The organism is Paraburkholderia xenovorans (genome assembly GCF_046030735.1).
Taxonomy (GTDB): Bacteria; Pseudomonadota; Gammaproteobacteria; order Burkholderiales; family Burkholderiaceae; genus Paraburkholderia; species Paraburkholderia xenovorans_A.
The window spans coordinates 69,623-91,018 of record NZ_JAQQBV010000006.1 but is presented as its reverse complement, the minus strand read 5'-3'; the positions used below and the strand labels follow the sequence as shown (position 1 = coordinate 91,018).

16 protein-coding genes are annotated in these 21,396 nt (G+C 65.5%); 4 read left to right on the top strand and 12 right to left on the bottom strand.

Translation table 11 applies throughout. From position 1 onward, the window contains the following. Positions 1–38: 38 nt before the first annotated feature. The 9 genes from PQQ51_RS07780 to PQQ51_RS07740 all read right to left on the bottom strand — a co-directional run bounded on the left by PQQ51_RS07780 (position 39) and on the right by PQQ51_RS07740 (position 10,213). Positions 39–2,384: a hypothetical protein gene (locus PQQ51_RS07780; protein WP_408496188.1), complete on the bottom strand. Its 2,346-nt coding sequence runs from the start codon at positions 2,382–2,384 to the stop codon at positions 39–41. A gap of 378 nt (positions 2,385–2,762) precedes the next feature. Next, positions 2,763–3,500 (bottom strand): ABC transporter ATP-binding protein, encoded by a 738-nt coding sequence (locus tag PQQ51_RS07775; protein WP_408496187.1) that lies wholly within the window; start codon positions 3,498–3,500, stop codon positions 2,763–2,765. Continuing rightward, complete coding sequence (locus PQQ51_RS07770; RefSeq protein ID WP_408496186.1) at positions 3,497–4,249, bottom strand: ABC transporter ATP-binding protein; 753 nt, start codon at positions 4,247–4,249, stop codon at positions 3,497–3,499. Before PQQ51_RS07770 ends, PQQ51_RS07775 begins: the two co-directional genes overlap by 4 nt. Beyond that, positions 4,246–5,487 carry a branched-chain amino acid ABC transporter permease gene (locus PQQ51_RS07765; RefSeq protein ID WP_408496344.1) on the bottom strand — a complete coding sequence of 414 codons (1,242 nt, stop codon included), beginning with the start codon at positions 5,485–5,487 and terminating at the stop codon, positions 4,246–4,248. Before PQQ51_RS07765 ends, PQQ51_RS07770 begins: the two co-directional genes overlap by 4 nt. Before the next feature lie 58 nt (positions 5,488–5,545). After that, positions 5,546–6,484: a branched-chain amino acid ABC transporter permease gene (locus tag PQQ51_RS07760; RefSeq protein WP_408496185.1), complete on the bottom strand. Its 939-nt coding sequence runs from the start codon at positions 6,482–6,484 to the stop codon at positions 5,546–5,548. Between the two features lie 2 nt (positions 6,485–6,486). Beyond that, entirely contained in the window at positions 6,487–6,936 is a 450-nt protein-coding gene (locus PQQ51_RS07755; protein WP_408496184.1) for an acyl-CoA thioesterase, read from the bottom strand. Positions 6,937–7,025: 89 nt separating this feature from the next. Next, on the bottom strand, positions 7,026–7,556 hold the full coding sequence (locus PQQ51_RS07750) for an NUDIX domain-containing protein (RefSeq protein WP_408496183.1): 531 nt from the start codon (positions 7,554–7,556) through the stop codon (positions 7,026–7,028). A gap of 142 nt (positions 7,557–7,698) precedes the next feature. Next, positions 7,699–8,736 carry a threonine aldolase family protein gene (locus PQQ51_RS07745; protein WP_408496182.1) on the bottom strand — a complete coding sequence of 346 codons (1,038 nt, stop codon included), beginning with the start codon at positions 8,734–8,736 and terminating at the stop codon, positions 7,699–7,701. A gap of 151 nt (positions 8,737–8,887) precedes the next feature. Beyond that, complete coding sequence (locus PQQ51_RS07740; protein WP_408496181.1) at positions 8,888–10,213, bottom strand: YbfB/YjiJ family MFS transporter; 1,326 nt, start codon at positions 10,211–10,213, stop codon at positions 8,888–8,890. 120 nt (positions 10,214–10,333) lie between these two features. Here PQQ51_RS07740 and PQQ51_RS07735 point away from each other — a divergent pair, with 120 nt between their 5' ends. Then, complete coding sequence (locus PQQ51_RS07735) at positions 10,334–11,248, top strand: LysR family transcriptional regulator (protein ID WP_408496180.1); 915 nt, start codon at positions 10,334–10,336, stop codon at positions 11,246–11,248. A gap of 259 nt (positions 11,249–11,507) precedes the next feature. On the opposite strand, the gene alaS is transcribed toward PQQ51_RS07735, so the two are convergent. Further along, the gene (alaS, locus tag PQQ51_RS07730; RefSeq protein ID WP_408496179.1) at positions 11,508–14,132 is read right to left on the bottom strand and encodes an alanine--tRNA ligase; all 2,625 of its coding nucleotides are present in this window, start codon (positions 14,130–14,132) and stop codon (positions 11,508–11,510) included. A gap of 331 nt (positions 14,133–14,463) precedes the next feature. Here alaS and PQQ51_RS07725 point away from each other — a divergent pair, with 331 nt between their 5' ends. Next, entirely contained in the window at positions 14,464–15,684 is a 1,221-nt protein-coding gene (locus PQQ51_RS07725; RefSeq protein WP_408496178.1) for a CaiB/BaiF CoA transferase family protein, read from the top strand. 63 nt (positions 15,685–15,747) lie between these two features. Here PQQ51_RS07725 and PQQ51_RS07720 read toward each other — a convergent pair whose 3' ends face one another. After that, on the bottom strand, positions 15,748–16,320 hold the full coding sequence (locus PQQ51_RS07720; RefSeq protein ID WP_408496177.1) for an RBBP9/YdeN family alpha/beta hydrolase: 573 nt from the start codon (positions 16,318–16,320) through the stop codon (positions 15,748–15,750). 58 nt (positions 16,321–16,378) lie between these two features. Next, the gene (ggt, locus tag PQQ51_RS07715) at positions 16,379–18,130 is read right to left on the bottom strand and encodes a gamma-glutamyltransferase (protein ID WP_408496176.1); all 1,752 of its coding nucleotides are present in this window, start codon (positions 18,128–18,130) and stop codon (positions 16,379–16,381) included. Between the two features lie 333 nt (positions 18,131–18,463). Between ggt and PQQ51_RS07710 the strand changes: the two genes are divergently transcribed. After that, positions 18,464–20,173: a glutamine--tRNA ligase/YqeY domain fusion protein gene (locus PQQ51_RS07710; protein ID WP_408496175.1), complete on the top strand. Its 1,710-nt coding sequence runs from the start codon at positions 18,464–18,466 to the stop codon at positions 20,171–20,173. A 219-nt stretch (positions 20,174–20,392) separates the two neighbouring features. Beyond that, entirely contained in the window at positions 20,393–21,325 is a 933-nt protein-coding gene (locus PQQ51_RS07705; protein ID WP_408496343.1) for a transporter substrate-binding domain-containing protein, read from the top strand. Positions 21,326–21,396: the final 71 nt, after the last annotated feature.

The following is a 21,396-nucleotide window of genomic DNA, read 5'->3' as shown; positions in this document are numbered from 1 at the left end:
CGCTTTGCTGCACCAGGCGCCCCGCTCTTCACCGGCGATCACGGCTTGCGCGCCGCCAGATCCACGTCCAGACCGCCGTCCTGGCCCATCTTCACCGTCCCTTTCGACACATCCCGGCGATAGCCGTACAGATCGAACCTCATCACGCCGGGGTTCGAACTGTCCTTGATGAACGTGCGCGTATTCGTGACCAGCGAGTTGAACATCTTCACGTCGCCGGATTCGATCCACACGAAGCTCTTTGCCGCGCTCGCGGGCGGCCTCGCCGCCGCCACGCTCGTGTCGCGCTTGAACTTCAGCACCAGGCCTTCGTCGGTGACGGTTGCGCTCGCGAGACGTCCTTGCAACACCGGTGGCGGAAACACCGTGTACTGATCGAATACGAGTTCGTTGCCCTTCAACTCGACACCTTTGCGCGTAAAAGGCGTCAACGACTCCAGCGGAATATCCAGCGCACGCAGCAACCCCGCTTGCGGCACGCCGAGCACCTTGACCGAAGTCGGCGCGTACACGAGATGCCGTTCGTCTTTCGCGACGATCGTGCCGCTCATCGTGGTCGGCAGCCACACGCCGGGGAAGTGATTCCACAGCTTGATCCCGCCGCTTACCTGCAACTGGCCGTCCACCGGTTTCAGTTGCAGATCGTTCAGCGAGCGCGGCGCGTAGTCGAGCAGGTAATCGTTGAAGAGCGCGGCCATCGCCGGCCACGGTTCCACCACCTCGCCGCCGATGATGCGGATGTCGTACTGGTCGGGATCGTCGAGGTCCACCGGTTGGCCGGGCTTTTTGGGCACCATTTGCGCATCGAGCGAACGCACGTGAAAGCCGATCCGCCCCGCTACGTAGAAGTCCACGTTCTCGACGTGAATCAGCGGCGTGGGTCCGTTCGAATGGCGTTCGTCGCCGATCGTCGAACCGGGTGTCGCCATGCTCTGCCCCGCGAACGCCGCGCGCGTGCCGACCGGAATCGCGTGCGCCGTCGATGCCGTGCGCAACGCTGACGGCACGTGTTGCCACACGAGCCGCGCCTGCGCCAGCGACGCCTGCTGCGCGCGCAGAAAGCTGTCGTTGTAACGCGCGCTCGCGCTGCCGGTTTGCTGCGGCGTGTCCTGCGTGGTGCTGGTGGTGCTGGCAGTGCTGGCGAGCGTCGTGTACGACGGCAGATGCACATCGAGTGCGCCTGCTTCGTCGAACGTGAAATAGCCGGCCGCCATCTGGTCGCGATAGTGGTACAGGTCCAGCACGAACGGGGCGTTCGTGTCGATCGGCGTCAACGCCATGTCGATGTTCATCGGCATCGAGCGCATGAACTTCACGTCGCCGCCTTGCACCAGCATCCCGCGCGCGGGCATCGTCGCGGGCCACGCGATGTTCGGCAGCGTGCGGTCGTCGAGCGTGAAGCGCACGCCCGCAGCGCTGGTGTCGATACGCGTGATGCTCATGCGCAACGCGGGCGGCGGCGTCAGTCTGGCCACCTGCATCACGACGTCGTCGCCTTCCAGCCGCGCGATCGGTGTGTCGACTTTCAGCAGGTCGGCCATTTTCACGCGCGCCGCCTGCATCAGCTTGTCGGCGCTCACGCCCGCTACTTCGATGTGGTCGGCGTGAAAGACGAGTTCATCGGCGCTGCGCATCGACAGCGAACCGCCGAGCACGATCGGCACCCAGCCGTCGCGATGCATCTCGCCCGTGATCCGCAAGCTGCCGCCGTCCTGCGGCACTACTCGCATATTGCGCAGCGGCGAGCCTTGATACTGGAACAGATAGCGGTTGAAGATCGCGGTGAGCTTCGCGCTGTCGAGCGTGACCTCGCCACGGTGCACGGCGATTGTCACGCTGGTCGGATCGTCGAATACGATCGGCTGGCCGGCCTTCGCGGGTATCAAGGTCGCCGCCATGTCGTGAATCATGAAGCCGATGTCGCCGGTCACGCGGAAGTCGACATCGCGCGCGAACATCAGCGAGCCGTCGATGCCGGAGTCGCGCAGCGTCAACGGCCGGCTGCGTTTTTCGGTCATGCCGCTCGCGGACGGCACGCGTGCCGCGATGCTTTGCTCGGCGGCCAGTTGTCTGGCCTTGGCGAGTTCGAGCGACGCTCGTGTGGGTTGGCTAGCGTCGGGGCGATGGCTGGCGGTGTCGGCCGCGCTCGCTGCGGTGGTCGTCTGTGGCTGTGTCGAGGGTGCGGAGGCCGCGTCGCCGGTGCTCGAACTGGCGTCGGCGCAGGCGGACATCAGCAGCGCGGCCGTGACGAGCGCGGCGCCGGTGCCGAAGCGGGTTCGCCATGTGTCGCCGCGGAGTGGACGCTGCGGCGAGGCCGCTTTAGCCAATGCTTGCGCTTCGCGAACATAAGCCGCTGTGCGGGCCAATGCGCTTGTCTGTTTCATCACGTCTCCTCCTGAAACCTCGACGCACTTTTTCGCGCGCCGGGCACGGCATGGTTTTGTCGCGCCTACGCCGGCTTTAAACACAGCTCGCCGTTGCGCGCCTTTGACCTGATTGTCTTGATTTGTCAGCGCGCTGCCGACAAGATTTCTGGAGGACGCTCACCAAACGATCAAGCGTTTGAATCGCCACCGGGAGTGAACGGAAAGCCGTATGGGCCGGGCGAGAGCAAGCGTGTCGCGGGCGGGATTCAAACGGTATGAACAACGCGATTCCGGCGTTTTTTGGCAGACGCGACACATCGAGTGCTTAAGGGAATCGCAAAACGATCGCTTCCGCGGATGCCGCGCCGCAATAAAACGCCGTGCTTCACGCTTGTGCTAGCCGACGCCGAGCCACTCGCGCATCACGTCGGGACGCTGCAAAAACGCCGCGAGCGTGTCGTCGAACACGATCTCGCCATGACCCATCACCGCGACCCGGTTCGCCAGTTCCTGCGCGATCACGAGCCGCTGTTCGATCAGCAGCATCGCGACGCCGCGCTCACGCAGCGTTTGCAAACATTGCGTGATCTGACGCATCACCTGGCTCGCGAGACCTTCGCCGGGTTCGTCGATCACCAGCAAATCGGGGTCGCCGAGCAGCGCCCGCGCGAGCGTCAGCATCTGCTGCTCGCCGCCCGACAACGCGCCGGCTCGCGTGCGCTTGCGTTCGAGTAGCACGGGAAACAACGCGTAGGCGTCGTCGATGGAAAAGCGCGGTGTGCGGCCGCGCGCTCGGGGTGCTGCTGGGGACACCGCTGGGGACACAATACCGAGTTGCAGATTCTCGTGGACGCTCAACGCCGGAAACACATCGCGATGTTCGGGCACGTAGCCGAGCCCCAGCCGCGCGATCTCGAAGGTACGCCGTCCGCCGAGCGCGTGGCCTGCGAAGCGCAGTTCGCCTTCGCTGCGCACGAGGCCCATGATCGCGCGCGCGAGCGTCGAGCGGCCCGAGCCGTTGCGGCCGACCAGCGCGACCACCTCGCCCGCGCCGATCCGCAACGTGACCCCATGCAGCGCCTGGCTTGCGCCGTACCACGCGTTCAGTCCGCGAATGTCGAGGAGCGCCGTCATGCCGCGAAGCCATCGCCGAGATAGGCGGCGCGGACTGCCGCAGCCGCGCGGATCGCCGCGGGTGTGCCGGTCGCGATGATGCGGCCTCGCACCAGTACCGAGATGCGGTCGGCGATCGCGAACACTGCGTCCATGTCGTGCTCGACCATCAGCAGCGTGCGGCCCGCAGTGGTCTCGCGGATCAGTTCGATCGCGCGCGCCGCTTCGGCGCGATTCATGCCGGCGGTCGGCTCGTCGAGCAGCAACGTGTGCGCGCCACCCGCGAGCGCGAGGCCGAGGTCGAGCGCGCGCTGTTCGGCATAGCTGAGCGTGCCGGCCACCACGTCGCGACGTGCGGCGAGGCCGACGGCTTCCAGCACCTGAGCCGCGCGGGCATCGACGGTGCGCGAGCCGCTGAACCGCTGCCACCAGCGGGTGCGGTCGCGCTCGGCGAGTTGCGCCGCGCAGCGCAGGTTGTCGAGTACGGACAGACGCGTGAACACGCTGGTGGTCTGGAAACTGCGCGCGAGCCCGCGGCGTGCGATTGCGGCTGGCGCGAGACGCGTTATCTCGGCACCGAACAGATCGATGCGGCCGGCGTTCGGCCGCGCGCCGCCTGCGATCAGATTGAAGAGCGTCGACTTGCCCGCGCCGTTCGGACCGATCAACGCATGACGCTCGCCGGGTTCGACCGCGAGATCGACGCCGCGCAGAATCTGCGTAGCGCCGAAGTTTTTTTCGATGCCGTAAAGCGCGAGAGCCGGAATCATTGCGGGCCTCCGCTTGCAGTGACCGCGCGGACATGAGCGGCAAGCCGCGTCTGCGCGCGCGCCGTGAAATGCGCGGCAATCGCACCCAACGCGGTCAGCATCGCCAATGCAAGACCCAGCCGAACCTGCGACGCCACAGCCGTCACCGGCACGCCGACGAAGCCCAGCGCCGCGCCGTCGTCCGCGCCGAATTGCACGGCGTATGCCCATTGCACGGCGAGCACGACAGCCAGCGTCCACAGCAACACACACGCCGTGCCCCATAGATAAAGCGCGCCGCACGCGCGCCAGCCGTGCGTCGCGATACGCGCGATATGCCGCTGCACGAAGCCCGCGAGACCGTCCGGCGAAGCCACCACGATCATGATGAAGAACAGCCCCAGATAAAACAGCCACGCGCGCGTCACGCTCGCCACCGCGACGCTGAAAAACGTCAGCACGATCGCGCCGGCCACCGGCCCGAAAAACGCCGCGGTGCCGCCGATCACCGTCGCGATCAGCACGGCCCCCGAGCGCATCATGCCGACGCTTTCCGTCGACACCAACTCGACATTGATCAGCCCCAGCGTGCCCGCAATCCCCGCAAAAAACGCCGACAGCACCACCACGCCATAGCGAATACGTCGCGGATAGCAACCGATCGCCGCGGCGCGCGCGGGGTTGTCGCGCACGGCGTTGGCGATGCGCATGAACGGCGTGCGCGACAGCGCGAACATCGCCACGCTCGCCAGCAAACACCACACCGCGATCAACCCATACGCCTCACGCGCCGGGCCGAAGCTCCAGCTTCCGAGCAACGCGCCGCTGGCGCGGTCGATCGGCACGCCGGCCTCGCCGCCGAACCAGTCGGGCAACGTCCACGCGGCCGCCGCCACGAGTTCGCCGATGCCGAGCGTGATCATCGCGAAGGCGGTGCCCGCGCGCCGCGTCGAGACGAAGCCGAACAGCACGCCGGCCGACGCGCCGCCGATCCCGCCGACCAACGGCAGCAGCACGAGCGGCACGCCCACGCGATTGAACACCTGCGCGGCGATCAGCGCGCCGAGTCCGGCATACGCGGCATGACCGAAGGACAGCAAGCCCGTTTCACCGAGCAGCAGGTTGTAGGACAGCGCGAACACGATCATCGTCGCGGTCTGCGCGAGATAGGCGAGCAGCCAGCTTTGCGGCCAGATCAGCGGCGGCACGGCGAGGAACAGCACGAGCGCAATCCACGCAATGCTCGTGCGCACGCTCATGTGCGCGATCAGGCGCACCGTAACGGGTACGTTGGAAGCCGAGTCCCCGGCACGCGCGTCACGCATGATCGTCGCGCCGGCCGAACAGTCCGCGCGGGCGCAGCGCCAGCATCGCGATCAGCAGCAGATACGGGAGCAGCGGCGCGAGTTGCGCGAGCGTCAGCGCGTCCCAGGCAGGCGGCAACGGCTCGCCGAACAGCGCCACCAGATCGCCGAGCGACACGCTGCTCGCGACCGCAAAGGTCTGCACACAGCCGACCAGCAGCGACGCCACCAGCGCCCCGCTCAACGAACCGAGGCCGCCGATCACCACCACCACGAACACGATCGAGCCGACCGATTCGGCCATCGCCGGTTCGACGACGAACAGCGGCGCGCCGATCACGCCGGCCAATGCGGCCAGCGCGGTGCCCGCCGCGAATACGCCGGTGAACACGCGCGGCACGTTGTGGCCGAGCGCCTCGACGGCGCTCGCATGCGTGAGCGCGGCACGCACGATCAAGCCGGCTTTCGACACGCGCAACACCGCGTACAGCACCGCGAGCATCGCCAGCGACACCGCCATCATGAACGCCCGATAGCGCGCAAAAGTCGCGCCGTAAAGCGTGAAGAGCGGTCCGTCGAGCAGCGTCGGCACCGGCGCGTTGAGCGCGCTCAAACCCCAGCCGAGCTTGACCAGTTCGCCCAGCAGATACGCCGCGCCGAACGTCAGCAGCAACTCGGCGAGATGACCATGCGTGCGCACACGGCGCAACAGCCAGCGCTCCAGCGCCGCGCCGAGCAAACCGACGACGAGCGGCGCGATGACCAGCGCGCTCCAGAATCCGGCGCGCGCCGCCACCGAATAACCGACATACGCACCGAGCATGTAGAAGCTCGCGTGCGCGAAATTCAGCACGCCGAGCATGCTGAAAATCAGCGTCAGGCCGGCCGACAGCATGAACAGCAACAGGCCGTAACTGACGCCGTTGAGCAGATTGACGGCGAACGATTGCACGCCTAGTCCGCTTGATCCGCGACGACGAGCGGCGCGAGCGCCGCGCGCAGATCGGCGGGCAGCGTCACCGGACGGCGCGTCGCGCGATCCACGTACACATGCACGAAGTGGCCTTGCGCGGCAGGCTCGGCGTTGCCTTCGCTGAAGAGGCCGACTTCGTAGCGGACGCTCGACGTGCCGAGGCGAACCACGCGCAGGCCCGCGTCGATGCGCTCGGGAAACACCAGCGGCGCGAAGTAGTTGCAATGCGTTTCGACCACGAGGCCGATCGTCGCGCCGTGCTCGAAGTCGAGTACGCCTGCGCGGATCAGATATTCGTTCACCACCGTATCGAAGTAGCTGTAATAGACGACGTTGTTCACGTGGCCGTAGACGTCGTTGTCCATCCAGCGCGTGGTGATCGGCAGGAAATGCGGGTAGGCGTCGCGCGCGGCGGGTGCGGGTTTGTTCATCGGTGCTTGGGTCGTGGTGCTTGGGTCGTGTTTCTTGTGTTGGGTCGGGTCGTTGTCGTTTCAGGCAACGCTTATGCTGTCGCTCGAATCTATTGTCCGGGCTTCTCGACGAACTCGAACGGCAAGCCACGGCGACGCATCCATTCGCCGAGCGCCTGGCCGGTGCCCGCGCGCCACGGACGCAATTTCGCAGGCTCGATCAGCCGGTACTCGAGCAATTCCGGCGACAACGCCACCGTGCCATACGCTTTCACGTGATACGCGATGATCAGCTCGTTCTTGCGAATGAATTCGTACACGCCGACCAGTTCCACGGTCTCCGCGTGCAGCGGGGTTTCTTCGAGCACTTCGCGGGCAATGCCCTCTTCCGGCGTCTCGCCGTTCTCAAGGAAGCCGGTGATCAGCGCGAACATGCCCTCGGGCCACGCGGCATTGCGCGCGAGCAGAATCTTGCCCTCGTACTCGACGATCGCCGCCACCACCGGCAGCGGATTGTTCCAGTGGACGTAGCCGCATTCCGTGTCGGGACAGGTCTGGCGGATGCGGCCGCCCTCGTGCTCGGCATCCGCGCGTTCGATCAACGGGGTGGCGCAGCGCGGACAAAATCGATAGTCGGTCATGGGGAGTGGATGGATGGGGTTATGTTCTTCTGGGCGGCGGCCTGGGGTTTGAACGGGAGCCTGGAGGGACCTGTGCGCGTGTTTTCGGGCTCAGATTTCGGAATCAGGCTCAGGTTGCAAGCTCAGGTTTCAAGCTCAGGTTTCAAGCTCCGGCCGCGCAGAGTTCGCGCACTTCCGCGGCGAAGCGTTCGACCGTTTCCGGCTGCGTGTCCCACGCGCACATCAACCGGCAGCCGCCCGCGCCGATGAACTCGTAAAACTTCCAGCCGCGCGCGCGCATCGTCTTCGCGGCCTGCGCGGGCAACTGCGCGAACACCGCGTTCGACTCGCCGGGAAACATGATGCTCACGCCGGGAATCTCCTGCAACCGCGTGCGCAGCAGCGCCGCCATGGCGTTCGCGTGACGCGCGTTGCGCAGCCACACGTCGTTGTCCAGCAAACCGAGCCACGGCGCCGAAATGAAGCGCATCTTCGAGGCCAGTTGGCCGGCCTGCTTCAGACGGTAGGCGAAATCGTCGGCGAGCGCGCGGTCGAAGAACACCACCGCTTCACCCACCGGCAAGCCGTTCTTGGTGCCGCCGAAGCACAACACGTCGACGCCCGCGCGCCACGTGATCTCCGACGGATGCACGTCGAGCGCGGCCACCGCGTTGGCGAAGCGCGCGCCGTCCATATGCACCTTCAAATGCCGCCGTTTCGCGATCGCCGCGATCGCCCTGATCTCTTCGACGGTGTAGACGGTGCCCACTTCCGTCGATTGCGTAAGCGTGACAACTTTGGGCTTCGGATAATGGATGTCCGCGCGGCGCGTGACGATCGCTTCGATCGCATCCGGCGTGAGCTTGCCGCCGATGCCCGGCGCGGTCAGCAGCTTCGAGCCGCCCGAGAAGAACTCAGGGCCGCCGCATTCGTCGGTTTCGATATGCGCGAGTTCATGGCAGATCACCGAGTGATACGACTGGCACAGCGACGCCAGCGCCAGCGAATTGGCCGCCGTGCCATTGAAGACGAAAAACACTTCGCAGTCGGTCTGAAACAGATCACGCAGACGGTCGCAGACCTGGTTGGTCCAGGAGTCGTCGCCGTAAGCCGGTTCGTGGCCGCTGTTGTTGGCGGCGATCAGCGCCTCGAGCGCCTCGGGACAGATGCCGGCGTAGTTGTCGGACGCGAAATGTTGCATGGCTGGCGAGGCGCCCGGCGACGGACGCGCTGAGATGACCGGAAAGCGGTCATTTTAGTGCGGCGGGGGTTTATTTGTGTCTGGTTGTCGGGGGGAGGTGTTGGAGAGGCGTTGGGGTCGTGTTTTGCGCAAATGCTAGTAAATGCCAGTGCTAGCTGCAACCACAGTCAGGCATACGCCCGCGGCCACGCGGCAGATGCGCGACGAGCACCAGCCCTGCCGCGCCCAGCAGCAACGCTCCCGCAGCCAGCCAGAGCGCCGGCGAAAACGAGCCCGTGTGGTCGGCGATCGGCGCGGCCACCAGCGGCCCGACGATCTGCCCGACGCCGTAAGCAGCGGTCGCATAGCCCATCAGCCCCGCGGCATTGTCGCCATGCAGACGCCGCGCTTCACGCATCGCAAACAGCGTGATCGCCGTGAACGGCAGGCCGATCAGCATGCTGCCGAGCGCGAAGCCGCCGACCGTCGGCCAGACGATCCCGAGCCCAATGCCGCAAGCCTGCAACACATAACAGCCGGCGAGCAGCGTGCGGTTGTCCCAATGCGTCGGCAGACGGGCCGCCAGCAATGCGCCGACGATCAGCGCCGCGCCGAACATCGGCCAGAACAGGTCGGGCCAGACCGAGCCCGGCAACGCGTGGCGCGCGATCACCGGCAGGAACGTCGCGGTGATGATGTAGCCGAAGCCCGGAATGCCGTACAGCAGCATCAGCCAGATGGCGTCGGCGCGGTGGGCGATAGCGGTGCTCCGGTGGGCGCTCGCGGGCTGCGAAACGGCCGGGTGCGGGTTCGCCGGATGCCCGCTGGCATGAGCCTTCGCGTTATCCGCACTCGCGAAACGCTGCGCCCGATCCCCGCGAACCTTGGACCCGGCACTCACCGCGAAAACCGGCCACACGACGGCCGTCAACACCGCCGCGATCAGCCCGAAGCCGATCCATCCGAGCCTCGCGCCGTGGCCGCCCGCCACGCTGACCAGCACCCCCGTGCCGACGATGCCGAGACCCGGCCCGGTATAGATCACGCCGCCCCACCCGTGCGCGCCGAGTTCGGCGAGCCGCCGCAAGCCCCACTGCGAAGCGAATACGAACGTCCACGCGCTGACCGCCCCGCCGACGAAACGCACCGCCGCCCACACCCAGAACTGACCGGTGACGCCCATCGCCAGCGTCAACAGAACGGTGGCCGCGAGTCCGACGCGGACCATGCGCGCCGCGTCGACGCGCAACGCCGCACAAGTCACCGCGCCGACGAAATAGCCCGCGTAGTTGAACGATGCAAGCCAGCCGCCATGCCGGATGTCGAGTTGCGGCTGGCCGAACGCGCTGCCATGAAGCATCAGCGGCAATAACGGCGTGAACGCGAAGCGCCCGATACCCAGCGCGACCGCCAGCGTCACCATGCAGGCAAGCGCGGCGCGCAACGCCGCGTGATGCCCAGCCACCGTGCCCTGTGCGTTTGAGGCGAAATCGTTCATAACAGGGCAATCCATGCAAAACGAACCGGCCACATGCCGGTCCCGTTAATGCATATTAGCTTGACCTTTTAATCACGAAAAATGAATAATCAAGATGCCAACCATCGCCTGGAGAGAACTATGGATCTGGCCGCTCTGGCCATCTTCCGTGCGGTCGTACGGGAGAACGGCGTCACGCGCGCCGCCGCCAAGCTCAATCGCGTGCAATCGAACGTCACGACGCGCATCAAGCAGCTCGAAGAGCAATTGGGCACCGCGCTGTTTATCCGTGACGGCCGGCGTCTGGTGTTGACGCCCGCGGGCGAGACCTTGTTGCCGTATGCGGAGCGCCTGCTCGCCCTCGCCGACGAAGCGCGCCACGCGGTGCGCGAGGACCGTCCAAGCGGGCGGCTGCGTCTGGGCACGATGGAAAGCGTCGCGGCAACGCGCCTGCCCGGCTTGCTCGCCCGCTATCACCAGAAATGGCCGGACGTCGCGCTCGAACTGGAAACCGGCACCACCGGCAAGCTGATCGAGCGCGTGCGCGAATTCGAAGTGGATGCGGCTCTGGTTGCGACGCCGCTCGACCCCGCCACGCTCGGCGAATTATTCGAGTCGGTGCCGGTATTCCGCGAAGAACTCGTGATGCTGACGCCGCGCGGACATCGGCCGATTCACGAAGTGCGCGACATCGCGCTTTCCACGCTGGTCGCGTTCGAGCGCGGCTGCGCTTACCGGACCTATATCGAGAAGTGGTACACGGAGCATGGTGTGAGCCCGGCGCGCGTGCTGGAGCTTGGTTCCTATCATGCGATCGTCGCGTGTGTCGCGGCCGGCGCGGGAGTGGCGGTGGCGCCGCGCACTGTGCTGAATCTGCCAATCGACGCAGACAATATCGCGATTCACGAGCTGCCCGACATCGGCATGATCGACACGCTTCTGGTGTGGCGACGCGGGCATTTTTCGTCCGCATTGAATGCGCTGCGGCAGACGCTGGTGGCGGGTGAGGATGCGGTGGGCGCGGTGGCCGGTGCGGGGACTGCGGCGGTGGTTTAGCTGGTTTGGTGAATCGGGCCGTCGGCGCTGGCTGCGGTGGCCGCATTGGCTGCGTTAGACGCCCTAACTCAACGTCTTCAGCCCGTTGCCCACGTTGCGGCGAACAGAAACGACTCGGGCCGTGGGAACGCCATAACCACTGACGCCCCGCACGGCCCGATCAAACTCGGCGCGAATCAGACTCGAGCACGACTGAAGCGCAACCTAAGCACCACCTAAGCACCACCCAAGCGCGCGTCAATCGCCAATCAAACGCGCATCAAAGCTGCGCTTCGACCCAACCCTTCACGCCAGCCAATGCCGCCGGCAGATTCGCCGGTTCGGTGCCGCCGGCCTGCGCCATATCCGGCCGGCCGCCGCCCTTGCCGCCGACCTGCTGCGCAACGAAGTTGACCAGCTCGCCGGCCTTGACCTTCTTGCTCGCATCAGCCGTGACGCCGGCAATCAGGCTCACCTTGCCGCCTTCCACTGCAGCCAGCACGATCGCCGCGCTCTTGAGCTTGTCCTTCAGCTTGTCGACCGTTTCGCGCAGCGTCTTCACATCCGCGCCCTCGAGCGTAGCGGCCAGCACGTGCACGCCGGCCACTTCGATTGCCTGACCCGCGAGCTCGTCGCCCTGGCTCGACGCCATCTTCGACTTCAACGCGCTCAATTCCTTCTCGAGCGACTTGACCTGATCCTGCACCTGCGCGATCCGCTGCGTCAGCTCCGACGGCTGCGCCTTCAACACAGCCGCAGCCGCATTGATGCGCGCATCGAGCTCCTGCACGAAGCGCACCGCGTTGTCGCCGGTGATCGCTTCCACGCGACGGATACCCGCGGCCACGCCGCCTTCCATCACGATCTTGAACAAGCCGATGTCGCCGGTGCGCTGCACGTGCGTGCCGCCGCACAACTCACGCGAGAAGCCGAGGTCGAGCACGCGCACTTCGTCGCCGTACTTTTCGCCGAACAGCGCCATCGCGCCGCCCTTCACCGCTTCGTCGAACGACATCAACTGCACGACGCCCGGCGCGTTCGCCAGCACTTCGGCGTTGACGATTTCCTCGACGCGGCGAATCTGCTCGTCCGTCATCGGCGCGTTGTGCGCGAAGTCGAAGCGGGTCTTGTCCGGATCGACCAGCGAACCCTTCTGTTGCACGTGCGTGCCGAGTACTTCACGCAGCGCCTTGTGCATCAGGTGGGTGGCCGAGTGATTGCGGGCCGTGCGCGCGCGGCGCACCGTGTCGATCTCCGCCTTCACGACGTCGCCGACCTTCAGCGTGCCCTGCTCGAGCGTGCCGTGATGGCCGACCACGTCCGCCTGCACCTTCAGCGTATCGAGCACCGCGAAGCGCACGCTTGCGTTGGCCAGCACGCCCTGGTCGCCGACCTGGCCGCCCGACTCGGCGTAGAACGGCGTGTGGTCGAGCACGACCACCGCCTGCTGACCGTCCTCGACTTGCTGCACCGATGCGCCGTCAACATACAACGCGATCACCTTCGCGTCGTCGAAGGCGATTTTTTCGTAGCCGTGGAACGTGGTCTTCGCGCCCGAGTAGTCGAGGCCCTGCGCCATCTTGAACTTGCCGGCCGCGCGAGCCTGTTCGCGCTGACGCGCCATCGCTTCGTCGAACGCGGCCTCGTCGACCGTGACTTCGCGCTCGCGGCACACGTCCGCCGTGAGGTCGAGCGGGAAACCGTACGTGTCGTGCAACTTGAACGCGAGTTCGCCGTCGAGCGTCTTGCCGCCCTTCGCGTCCAGATCGGCCAGCGCGCTTTCGAGAATCGACATGCCATGCTCGATGGTCTCGAAGAAGCGCTCTTCTTCCTGACGCAGCACGTCGGTCACGCGCTGTTCGGCGTCCTTCAATTCCGGATAGGCGTCGCCCATTTGCGCGACGAGATCCGGCACCATGCGGTGGAAGAACGAACCTTTCTTGCCCAGCTTGTAGCCGTGGCGAATCGCGCGACGCACGATCCGGCGCAGCACGTAACCGCGCCCTTCGTTGCCGGGAATCACGCCGTCGACGATCAGGAACGAACACGCGCGGATGTGATCGGCGATCACCTTCAGCGAGTTGTTGGTCAGATCAGCGACGCCGGTTTCGCGGCCGGCCGCCTTGATCAACGCCTGGAACAGGTCGATCTCGTAGTTGCTGTGCACGTGCTGCAGCACCGCGGCGATACGCTCGAGACCCATGCCGGTGTCGACGCACTGCTTGGGCAGCGGCGTCAGCTTGCCTTGCGCGTCACGGCTGAACTGCATGAACACGAGATTCCAGATCTCGATGTAGCGGTCGCCGTCTTCCTCAGGCGACCCCGGCGGGCCGCCCCACACGTCCGGGCCGTGGTCGTAGAAGATTTCCGAGCACGGGCCGCAGGGGCCGACGTCGGCCATCTGCCAGAAGTTGTCCGACGCGTAGCGCGCGCCTTTGTTGTCGCCGATGCGGATGATGCGCTCGACCGGCACGCCCACTTCCTTCGCCCAGATGTCGTGCGCTTCGTCGTCTTCGTGATAGACGGTGACCCAGAGCTTTTCCTTCGGCAACTGGTACACGCCTGTCAGCAATTCCCACGCATAGTGGATCGCGTCGCGCTTGAAGTAGTCGCCGAACGAGAAATTGCCCAGCATTTCGAAGAACGTGTGGTGACGCGCGGTATAGCCGACGTTTTCCAGATCGTTGTGCTTGCCGCCCGCGCGCACGCTGCGCTGCGCGGTCGTGGCGCGCGAGTACGGACGCGATTCCGCGCCGAGGAACACATCTTTGAACTGCACCATTCCCGAATTGGTGAAGAGCAGTGTCGGGTCGTTGCCGGGCACAAGGCTCGACGAGCGAACGATCGTATGGCCCTTCGATTCGAAGAACTTGAGGAATTTCTCGCGGATTTCGGCGGCTTTCATGGCGTGCGGGGACGGGTCCTGGCTGTTACCGGCGGCGGCATCAGGCGATGCGCCAACTGATTGTTTCTTAAACGACTGATTATACGGGATCGGCGCCCATGCGCGGCGGCGTGCGTCCCGCCGAGACGCGGCGTTAGCCATCCGGCCAGGTGGCGCCGGGTATCGTGACACAGGGCGAAGCACGGGTGAGACATCGCGAGACCGGGGCCACGCGCGCGCTTCGTCCTATGCCGTTTGGCCGAGTGTGCCGGCGCACGGGAATCGCTTAAGATTGGCCTCATTCGCGGGCGCCTTCAGCGCCGTGGCGGCTACACAGGAGACATCGAAAAATATGGGCGCTCTCAGTCACATCCGCGTGCTCGACCTGACACGCGTACTCGCCGGCCCCTGGTGCGCACAAACGCTCGCCGATTTCGGCGCGGACGTCATCAAGATCGAACGCCCCGAAGTCGGCGACGACACGCGCCACTGGGGCCCCCCGTATCTGAAAACGCCGCAGGGCGACGACACGCGCGAGGCCGCGTACTACCTGGCCGCAAACCGCAACAAGCGCTCGCTCACCGTCGACATCGCGTCGCCCGAAGGCCAGCGGATCATCCGCGAACTGGCCGCACAAAGCGACGTGGTGCTGGAAAATTACAAGGTCGGGCAACTGCAGAAATACGGGCTCGACTATGCGTCGCTGAAAGAGGTGAAGCCCGATCTGGTCTACTGCTCGGTAACCGGCTTCGGCCAGACCGGCCCGTATGCGCAGCGCGCCGGCTATGACTTCATCGTGCAGGGCATCGGCGGGTTCATGAGCATCACCGGCGAGCGCGACGGTCAGCCGGGCGGCGGTCCGCAAAAGGCCGGCGTGGCGATCGCCGACCTGATGACCGGCATGTATTCGACGATTGCCGTGCTCACCGCGCTCACCCACCGCGACCGCACCGGCGAAGGCCAGTACATCGACATGGCGCTGCTCGACGTACAGGTGGCGATGCTCGCAAACATGAATTCGAATTACCTCGCGAGCGGCCAGCCGCCGGCGCGCTGGGGCAATGCGCATCCGAACATCGTCCCGTATCAGACCTTCCAGACGAGCGACGGCTGGATCATCGTCGCAGTGGGCAACGACGGGCAGTTCCGCAAGTTCGTCGCCACCGGCGGACGCCCGGAGCTAGCCGACGACGAGCGTTTCGCGACCAATCCCGCGCGCGTGCGGCACCGCGACCTGCTGGTGCCGATCCTCGCCGACATGGTCCGCCTGCAAGGCAAGCAGCAATGGATCGCCGCGCTCGAAGCGGCGGGCGTGCCGTGCGGGCCGATCAACGATCTCGGCGAGGTGTTCGAGAACGAACAGGTGATCGCGCGCGGCCTGCGGGTCGATCTGCCGCATCCGTCGGGCGGCACGGTCAAGCTGGTGCGCAACCCGATCAACATGAGCGGCACGCCGCCCGAGGCGCTCGCGCATCCGCCCACGCTCGGCGAGCATACCGAGCGAATTTTGCGCGACGTGCTGGGTTACGACGACGCGCGAATCGCGGCGCTACGGGAGCGGTCGGTGATCTGAGCGGCCTGCGCGCGGGTCACTGCGGGTGACTGCGCGGGTGAATGCGGGAAGCCCCCTCCCCGACTAACCCGCCGCGCCGCCCAGCGAATCCAGCCACGCGCGGCCTTCGTCCCAATCGCCCAGTCCGCTGTCCGCATTGATATGGCCACGATCGCCGACGCCGATCCAGCGGCTGCCCCACGCGCTCGCGCAGGTTTGCGAAAACGGCACGCCGCCATACGGATCGTCGCTGCTCGCCACCACGATGCTCGCGAACGGCAAGCGGCTCTGCGGCACCGGTGCGAAACCGCTGATCCCGTCCGGGAAATGTGCGCCGGACGGGTCGGGCACGGCCACCAGCAACGCGCCCACGACCTTCGCCAACTGCGCGGCGCTCGCATAGTGCGTCGCCCAGAAGGCCGTGGTCAGGCAGCCGAGGCTATGGGCGGCGAACAGCACCGGGCTGTCGGCGGCGGTCACCGCGGCGTCCAGCGTGCGGCACCACGCATCGCGCGCCGGGTGATCCCAGTCCGTCATCTGCACTCGCTCGAAACGCGGATCGAGCGCCTCCCAACGCGTTTGCCAGTGCCCCACCCCGGAGTTCTGATAACCCGCCAGCACCAGCACCTTGCGCACCTGTGGTTGTTGATCGCTCATCGTATTCCCCGTCTTCATTCGTTCTTTTATCGATAGTTACAGCAGGCCAAACCGCAGCTTACTGGATCACACGCGCCACTCCCACCCCGCGCGGATCCGCCGCCGGCACCGGGTTCGTGCCATCCACGCGAATCATCTGCACGTCGCCGTTGAAAGACTGCTGCTCCACCGCGTAGCCGAGCGTCTTCAACTGCGCGGCCAGTTCGCCCGGAGCGGGACGGAACGGCTCGAAGTAAATCGTCTTCTGCGGCAGCAACTGATGATGAAAACGCAGCGCGGCGAGCGCATCGGCAGGCGTCATGTTGAAGTCGTACAGATCGGTCATCACCTGGAAGATCGACGTGAAGATTCGCGAACCTCCCGGCGTGCCGATCACGAGCGAGACCTTGTTGTCCTTCAGCAGGATCGTCGGCGTCATCGACGAAAGCGGGCGGCGCCCCGGCGCCACCGTGTTCAGCCCATCGTCGCTCGCGCCCGGCTGGGCAGCGGCAGGCTTCGTTTCGAAGTCGTCCATCGCGTCGTTCAGCACGAAGCCGGCGCCGTCCACCACCACGCCGGAGCCGAACGAGCCGTTCAGCGTGTACGTGTTCGACACCGCGTTGCCCCACTTGTCGACCACCGAGAAATGCGTGGTTTGCGCTTTCTCCAGCGCCACGCCGTCGAGTCCGCCCTTTACAGGTGCGGCGCCCGGCACTTCGTCGGGCTTCACTTCGTCCGCGCGTTGCGCGAGATACGCGTCGTCGGTCAATCGGGCGACCGGCACCTTATAGGTATCCGGATCGCCGATATATTGCTGACGGTCGGCGAACACGCGGTCTTCGATCTGCGCGATCAGATGAATGTACGGCGCCGAATTCAGCTCGAGTCCGTCGAAACCCTGCTTCAGCGCGGCCTTCATCTTCAGCATCTGGATCAGGCCGACGCCGCCCGAGCTGGGCGGCGGCGCGGTGACGATCTGGTAGCCGTTCCAGTCGGCGGTGAGCGGCTGGCGCCAGACCGCCTTGTACTGGATCAGATCCTGTTTGTTGACGAGGCCGTGGCCGTACATCTGCTGCGCGATCAGATCGGCGGTGCGGCCTTCGTAGAATTCGCGGCCGCCGTCGCCGGCGATGCGCGTCAGCGTTTGCGCGAGCTCGGGCTGGCGGAACGTCGCGCCGGCCTTCAGCGTCGAGAAATACGCGTCGAAGTTGGTCTTGCCGGCAAAGCTTTTCGCTGCGTCGTCGCGCTGCTTCTGCAGCCACGGCTCGACCAGGAAGCCGTCGCTCGCATAGCGGATCGCCGGCGCGAGCACCTGCTTCCACTTCAGCTTGCCGAAGCGCTGCTGCGCCTCCCACATGCCTTCGACCGTACCGGGCACCGCCACCGCGCGATGACCGACCGCGCTCATGCCGGCGACGAGCGCGCCCTTGCCGTCGAGATACATGTCGCGGGTCGCCTGTTGCGGCGCGCGCTCGCGGTAATCGAGGAAGTACGGTTTGCCGTCCACGAACAGCGTCATGAACCCGCCGCCGCCGATGTTCCCCGCTTCCGGATCCGTCACGGCGAGCGTGAAGGCGATCGCGACCGCGGCGTCCACCGCGTTGCCGCCGGCCGCGAAGATCTGCTGCGCGGCGTCGGCGCTATAACGGTCGGGCGCGGCCACCGCGGACGCATCCAGCACCGGCCTGGGCGGTGCCGTTTTCGCGAACGCGAGCGTCGGCGCGACGGCGCTGCCGGTGAACGCGGCGCACACGGCCACGGCCGTCAGCACACGGCCGAGGCGGAAAAAGGCGAAAGGCGCGCGCGGCGCATCGTGTTTCGGGACAGACATCCGAGATACTCCGGGAACCAAAGGGACTAGACGAACCAGACGAACCAAAGGGGGCATGTTGCACGAACGGCGGAGGCAGGCGCAAAAAGGCCTGATAACAGCATGCAGACGGCAGACGGAGCCTCGCGAGGCTCGCATCCTAAAGCGGCACGGCGCGTGCGGCCAAAACGTTTTACCTCCTGTTACAGCGGCGCTTGCGCCCCTAAAACGCCGTGCGGGCCGCTCGAACGTTGGCTGTGCGCCGCACTCGCCTGCCGCGAAGGGATGCGTCAGGTAGAATTGTCGGATAAGTGAGCGCATTTGCGCGCCCCCGACAGACTCTCACCTTCTCGCATGAATACCGAACGCAACGACGCGCCAGCGGCATCCAATTTCATCCGCAACATCATCGACGACGACAACCGCACCGGCAAGTGGGGCCAGCGCGTCGAAACACGCTTTCCGCCCGAGCCGAACGGCTATCTGCACATCGGTCACGCGAAGAGCATCTGCCTGAACTTCGGCGTGGCGCGCAGCTATGGCGGCGTGTGCCATCTGCGTTTCGACGATACCAACCCGGAAAAGGAAAGCGTCGAATACGTCGACTCGATCATCGACTCCGTGCGCTGGCTCGGCTTCGAATGGGCCAAAGACGGCAAGGAACAGCTCTACTACGCGAGCGACTACTACGACAAGCTGTACGAATTCGCCGAGTTGCTGATCCAGCGCGGCAAAGCGTATGTAGACAGCCAGTCGGCCGAAGAAATGCGCGCGAACCGCGGCTCGGCGACCGAAGTCGGCACGCCGTCGCGTTTCCGTGAGCGCTCCGTCGAAGAAAACCTCGACCTGTTCCGCCGCATGAAGGCCGGCGAGTTCAAGGAAGGCGAGCACGTGCTGCGCGCGAAGATCGACATGTCGTCGCCGAACTTCAACATGCGCGACCCGGTGATCTACCGGATCCGCTTCGCGCATCACTACCGTACCGGCGACCAATGGTGCGTGTACCCGATGTACGACTACACGCATTGCATTTCGGACGCGCTCGAAAACATCACGCATTCGCTGTGCACGCTCGAGTTCGAAGACCATCGGCCGCTGTACGACTGGATTCTCAACGAACTCGCCGAAGCCGGCATTTTCACGCGCCCGCTGCCGCAGCAAATCGAGTTCTCGCGCCTGAACCTGACCTACGCGATCACCAGCAAGCGCAAGCTGCTGCAACTGGTGAACGAAGGCCACGTCGACGGCTGGGACGACCCGCGCATGCCGACCATCGTCGGCGTGCGTCGCCGCGGCTTCACGCCGGAAGCGATCCAGTTGTTCTGCGAGCGGATCGGCGTGACCAAGGTGGATTCGTGGATCGACATGAGCGTGTTCGAAGGCGCGCTGCGCGACGATCTGGACGAGAAGGCGCCGCGCACCGCGGCCGTGCTCGACCCGCTCAAGCTGATCATCGACAACTTCCCTGAAGGCGTCACCGAACCGTGCACCGCGCCGGTCCACCCGCATCATCCGGAACAGGGCGTGCGCGAGTTTCCGATTTCGCGCGAGCTGTGGATCGAACGCGACGACTTCACCGAAGCGCCGCCGAAGGGCTATTTCCGTCTGTTCCCCGGCAACAAGGTACGCCTGCGCTACGGCTATGTGATCGAATGCACGGGCGCGGACAAGGACGAAAACGGCAACGTCGTCGCGGTCCATTGCAACTACTTCCCGGACAGCAAATCGGGCACCGAAGGCGCGAACAACTACAAGGTCAAGGGCAATATTCACTGGGTCAGCGCGGCAGGCGCGGTGCCGGCGGAAGTGCGCATTTACGACCGCCTGTTCAAGGAAGCGCAACCGGACGCCGGTGGCCGTGACTTCCTCGAAGCGCTCAATCCGGACTCGAAGCGCGTGGTCAATGCATACCTCGAACCGGGCGCGCGCGACGCAGTGCCGGAGCAGCGCTATCAGTTCGAGCGCCACGGCTATTTCGTCGCCGACCGGGTCGATTCGAAGCCGGGTAGGCCGGTATTCAACCGGATCGTCAGCTTGCGCGACAGTTGGGGCAAGCCGGCGTAAGCTGAAGCAACGGCCGCCAGGTCTCGGCGGTTCAAACACGGCGTGCATTTCGTGAGCGGGATGCACGCCGTTTTGTCACCATGATCCATCGATCAATGACAGCGCGGCGGGCGTGTACACGCCCGTTCGGGAGGTCCAATGACAGTTGCAGTCCACGGCGGGCCGGGCACACGAGGCATCTCCCGCCAACCCGACACACGTAGCGCACTGGCGGCGCCTATGGTGCGCTCAGTGCGCCCGGTGCGCATGGTGCGGCGCCTGCGTTACGCACTCGCGGCGCTCGCCGCCTGCTGCGTGGCGACGTTCGCGCACCCCGCCGAAGCGGACGATCTCAGCGGCACACTCCGTAAGATCCACGACGACGGCGTCGTGCTGCTCGGCGTGCGTGAAGCATCGATTCCATTCTCGTATTTCGACGGCAAGCAGACGATCGGCTACTCGCAGGCGATCGCGCTGCAGATCGTCGACGAAATCAGAAAAACGCTCGGCATGCCGCAACTGAAGGTGCATGAAATCACCATCACGTCGTCGAACCGCACGCCAATGCTGCTCAACAACCAGATCGACCTGGAGTGCGGTTCGACTACGCATACGGTCGAACGCGAGAACGTGGCCGCCTTCTCGAACAGCTTCTTTCAATACGCAGTGCGGATGATTTCGCGCAAAAGCAGCGGGATCAACGACTTTCCGGACCTGGCCGGCAAAGCGGTCGTGACGACCGCGGGCACCTCGGACGAGCGCTTACTGCGCCGCCTGAACACCGACAAGCATCTGAACATGCGAATCATGAGCGCACGCGATCACCAGGAAGCGTTCACCGCGCTCAAGGAAGACCGCGCGGTAGCCTTCGTGATGGACGAGCCGATCGTGTACGGCTTCAAATCGGCCGATCCGCGGCCCGACGACTTCGTGGTCAACGGCACGCCGCTCGGATACGAGGTCTACGCATGCATGTTCCGCAAGGGCGACGAGCCGTTGCGCAATCTCGTGAACGGCGTGATCGCACGCAGCCAGACGTCCGGCGAAGCGGAGCGCATGTACCGGCAGTGGTTCACGCAACCGATTCCACCGCGCGGGATCAATCTGAATTTCCCGCTGTCGGAGCAGAACCGCGCGTTGTTTGCGCATCCGAACGACCACGCACTCGACTGACGCCGCTCATTGCCGCCGGGCGTCGCATACAAACAAACGCGCCATGCAAACCCAAAGGCCAAGCACGAGCA